The sequence below is a fragment of the Kordia sp. genome (assembly GCF_045105435.1).
In the GTDB taxonomy this organism is placed as follows: domain Bacteria; phylum Bacteroidota; class Bacteroidia; order Flavobacteriales; family Flavobacteriaceae; genus Kordia.
In genome coordinates, this window is record NZ_JBGCDL010000295.1 from 1 (window position 1) to 4,003 (window position 4,003).

Consider the following 4,003-nt stretch of genomic DNA (forward strand, 5'->3'; position numbering starts at 1 on the left):
ATGAATGTTCCTGCGTTTCAGAGTTTGCCATTTAGTAGTATTACGCCAGAAGGCATTGCACCTAATAAAGAAATTTATTGGGAATATTCACTCGGAATAGGAAATATATTTAAGGTCTTTCGAATCGATTTTAACTTCCGTGGAAATTACAAAAATAACATAGACGCGCGACAATTTGGAGTTACCGGAGCTTTCGGATTCCACTTCTAACAGCATTTTTATACATATACCAAAGCTGCAATCATTGATTGCGGCTTTTTTTTGTAGTTATCTGTAAATGTTAGTGTTGCAGTAATTTTTGCTGCCTATAATTATCGAATCATAGTTTCTATTGATTGTATAAACGGCTTTTTCGTCATAGTTTTACTTCATAATACAAAACAAAAAGTCGTTCGTTACAATTTGGGGGAATGGACACGGACGACAAAAAAAGCGCATCAATTGATTGATGCGCTTTTGTGTTTTGTTTAGGAGAATTAATTTCTAGCAAATTTCACCGTTTTGACTTGGATCACCACCACCACAGTAATTACTTTCTGCTTTTGTGTGTTGCGTCGTTGCACAGATAGTATCAGGTATAGAGATTGCGCAACATTTAGTGAGAACTTGAGTGCAAACACAACTTTCTTCAAAAGGAACATTTCCTCCTTCTGTATTACATTGCGTAGTAACTCCACCAATAAGTTCATTTACAATATTTACATTTGCAATATTAATTTTTCCTAAGTTTAATTTTTTTTGTTTCTTCATGACAATATGTTTTAGTGGGATCGAAAGTAGTATGTGAAGCTTTAAAAACAAAACAAAACGACCTGTAATTATCGAATTGATGGTTCTTAAATGTCTTCTGAGCTATTGATTTTATTGATGTTTTTAATATAATAGGATGGGTAAATGCCTGTTTTGTTTTTAAAGGCTCTTGAGAACGAATCAGGCGATTTGAAACCCAGTTCAGAAGCAATAGATTTGATATCGTACGAACGAAACAGCTTATCTTCTTTCAGTTTTTCTAAGGCATAATTGATCCGTAAATCTGTAATATATTTAATAAACTTTTGCTGCTTTTCTGAGTGAATTACTTTTGATAAATATGCTTTATTAGTTTTTACTTTTTTAGCGACAAAAGCCAAATCACAGTTTGCATCTAAAAATTGTTCCTTTTGTTCAAACTTAGTTAGGGCAATAAGAATTTGTTGTACTTTTTCTTCATCTATCGTTAAGGTAGATTTTGCTTTCTTTTGTTGAATAGGAGATTCTTCTTTTTTGTTGGTTTCTAACTCTTTTAATAACTTAGTAAACTTAGCTTTATTATAGCGTTGTTTTTTGCTAGAATAAATTAAGTATGTGATTAAAATTAAACCGAGAATAAAAATTATAATAAGCGCTTTTGAATAGTTTTTTTCTTCTTTTTTCTTAGCAGCAATTAAATTTTTTATTTGTTCTTCAAGTTTTTCTATATCATAATCTTTGATAGCATTTTTTACATTCTTACTAACATGTTCATTAATTTTATTATTCTTTTTGTACAGTTCCCAATATTTTGAAGTATTCTCTCCATCTCCTCTTTTGCTAAAAATATCTGTTAACGTATAATATGTTCTATCTAAGAGCAGGTAATTTTTAGCATTTTTTTTAGCAAGTGAATCGGTTTTTTTTAAGAATTTAATTGCTTCATCTTCTTCATTAAGATTTTTATGACTAACTCCGGTATAATAATATATGCTGGATAAATTTCCGATATCGTTTTGCGCAATTGCTTTTGATTCTGCAACAGAAAATTCTAAAATAGCTTGTTTGTATTTTTCTTCCTCATAGCTGATGATTCCTTTTTGTGTTAAAAAGTATATGTATGTATTATTCTCTTTAGTAAACTCGGTCTCTTTTAACCCTAGTCTATTATATATTCTAGCAGAATCTAGAAAACGATTCCTTAAATCTTTTTCATCATTAGCGTATTTTAAATAAGTATCTCCCAATGTGATTAAAATATTTGAGTAAGAATGAGGAGTGAAGTTAGTTTTTCGTTCATCTTCAGAAGAAGCTTTATAATCATTGTAATTTTTTAAAAGAATTTTTAAAGCTCCTTTTTGATCTCCCAAAACATTTTTAATTAAAGCTGTATTATACGAAATTATATAAGACATTCGCTCATTGCTGTCTTTGTAGTAGTTATAAGCTGTTTTATAATGTTCAAAAGCTTCCTCGTATTTGCCATAATCATAGAAAAACTTACCTTTCATAAAGGTGGCTAATGCTTCAAGTTTTTTGTTTTTCAAGCTTTTTACAGCAATATCTCTGGCAGTATCTATATGTTGAAATGCTTTTTCATGGTTCCCTTTTTCATTTTCTAATATCCCATAAAGTTTATAAGCTTGAAATAACTGTGTATTGTCATTTTTATTTTTAGCGTTTTCAAAAAGTTTGTTAGCGTATGTAAACGATTTATTTGATTTATCATACAGGGATTCTAATGATAATCTATATAATTCACTATCAGAATACTTCGCTAACGAATCAATTTCTTGTTCTTGTGCATAAAAAGTGTGTGTTGAGGTATATATACAGAAAAGCAGTAACAGCTTAGCATAAATTGGAGGAATTATAAAGCGCATAAAATTATAATGTAAAATATGAATATTCAATTGCGTGAAACGGGTGTTACTAACAATAGAAAAAGCTATGAATTCGGCTACGAATCATACAAATCTACTAAAATATTAGTCAACTAAATTTTTGATCAGATTTTTTTATTTTTTTTGAAACATCTTAATGTCACTGAAAATACCTGTCAAATTTACAATCGACAATCGACGAATCATAGATTACTTTTGTTGTGAGCGCCATGTTTTACAGTTAGTTTTATTCCAATATTATTAACTTTCAAAACACATTTATTATGAAAAAAAAGAGTTTAACAAGTCTATCACTTAACAAGAAATCAATTTCTAAATTAAACACTAATGAAAACATTGTTGGTGGAGCAAAAACGATTTCATGTGTTCCTTTAGGTATTTGTTGTCCAACACATGACGCAGCATGTCCTACAACAGCACCAGGTTGTGGAGGAACAGGGAATGATACAGCAGATTGTGAAACCAACCAACAAGGTTGTACAGTGCCAACATATTCAGTTTTTCTTTGTTAAGATTTTTTAAAATTAAGAGATACTGAGTTTAAGTATCCAAAAAACCCTGCATTAAGTAATTAACGCAGGGTTTTCATTTTATGATGATATTTTTATTATTGTGAATTACACACTAGTAGGGTCAATGCCACAAGTTACTACTGTGACAGTTTCTTGAGCACGTGTTTTTTGAGAGCCAGTTTGTGTTTGATTATAACAGCCAGCAGCCTCATCTGTATTACAATTATTCATTGTAGGACACGTGTTGCAAGTTTCTGCTTCCGTATATGGAATAGTATCACTATCAGTTATTGAGCCTCCTTTTAATTTATAGAGGTTGTGGCTTATTTTTGCGATCTTAATTTTCTTTAGATCTAATTTTTGATGTTTTTTCATTGCAATAAAATTTTAATGTTAGGGATGAAAAGTAATTCTTGAATCGCTTATCACAAAAAAATACAATCGATAATTCGTCGATTATCGATTGTTTTGTGAAGGTTTTAATCTTCTGATTTATTTATACTTTTAACGTAAAACGAAGGGTAAATTCCTGTGTTTTTTACAAAGGCTCTAGAGAAAGAATCAGAAGATTTAAACCCAGATTCTTTAGCGATAGATTTAATATCATACGCTCTAAATACTTTATCTTCTTTCAATTTCTTAAGCGCATAATTAATTCGTAGACTTCTTATGTAATCAATGAATTTTTGTTGTCTATGCACATAAATAATTTTGGATAAATACCCTTTGTTAATTTTTACTTTCTTAGCAACAAATGCTAAATCACAATTTTGATCTAAGAACAATTTCTTTTCTTCAAACTTATCTAGCTCTTTCAAAACTTGCGCTATTTTTTGATCGTCAATCGGAAGACTAGTC

At 29.9% G+C, this 4,003-nt stretch carries 6 protein-coding genes; 2 read left to right on the forward strand and 4 right to left on the reverse strand.

Annotated features, from left to right (window positions below; all coding sequences use genetic code 11):
• Positions 1-210 (forward strand): hypothetical protein (locus AB8B65_RS15120; RefSeq protein WP_405302101.1); only part of this gene is annotated, 210 nt, incomplete at its 5' end.
• Between the two features lie 273 nt (positions 211-483).
• Here AB8B65_RS15120 and AB8B65_RS15125 read toward each other — a convergent pair.
• Together AB8B65_RS15125 and AB8B65_RS15130 are read right to left on the reverse strand one after the other, a co-directional pair.
• Positions 484-750 (reverse strand): hypothetical protein, encoded by a 267-nt coding sequence (locus AB8B65_RS15125; protein ID WP_405302102.1) that lies wholly within the window; start codon positions 748-750, stop codon positions 484-486.
• 86 nt (positions 751-836) lie between these two features.
• Positions 837-2,612: a helix-turn-helix domain-containing protein gene (locus AB8B65_RS15130; protein WP_405302103.1), complete on the reverse strand. Its 1,776-nt coding sequence runs from the start codon at positions 2,610-2,612 to the stop codon at positions 837-839.
• Between the two features lie 284 nt (positions 2,613-2,896).
• On the opposite strand from AB8B65_RS15130, the gene AB8B65_RS15135 reads away from it, so the two are divergent.
• A complete protein-coding gene (locus AB8B65_RS15135; RefSeq protein WP_405302104.1) occupies positions 2,897-3,145 on the forward strand; it encodes a class I lanthipeptide in 249 nt (82 codons plus the stop codon).
• A 105-nt stretch (positions 3,146-3,250) separates the two neighbouring features.
• Here the strand turns inward: AB8B65_RS15135 and AB8B65_RS15140 are convergent, their stop codons facing one another.
• A complete protein-coding gene (locus tag AB8B65_RS15140) occupies positions 3,251-3,520 on the reverse strand; it encodes a hypothetical protein (protein WP_405302105.1) in 270 nt (89 codons plus the stop codon).
• Positions 3,521-3,624: 104 nt separating this feature from the next.
• Positions 3,625-4,003, reverse strand: a 379-nt coding sequence (locus tag AB8B65_RS15145) for a helix-turn-helix domain-containing protein (protein WP_405302106.1), incomplete at its 5' end; no start/stop codon positions are given.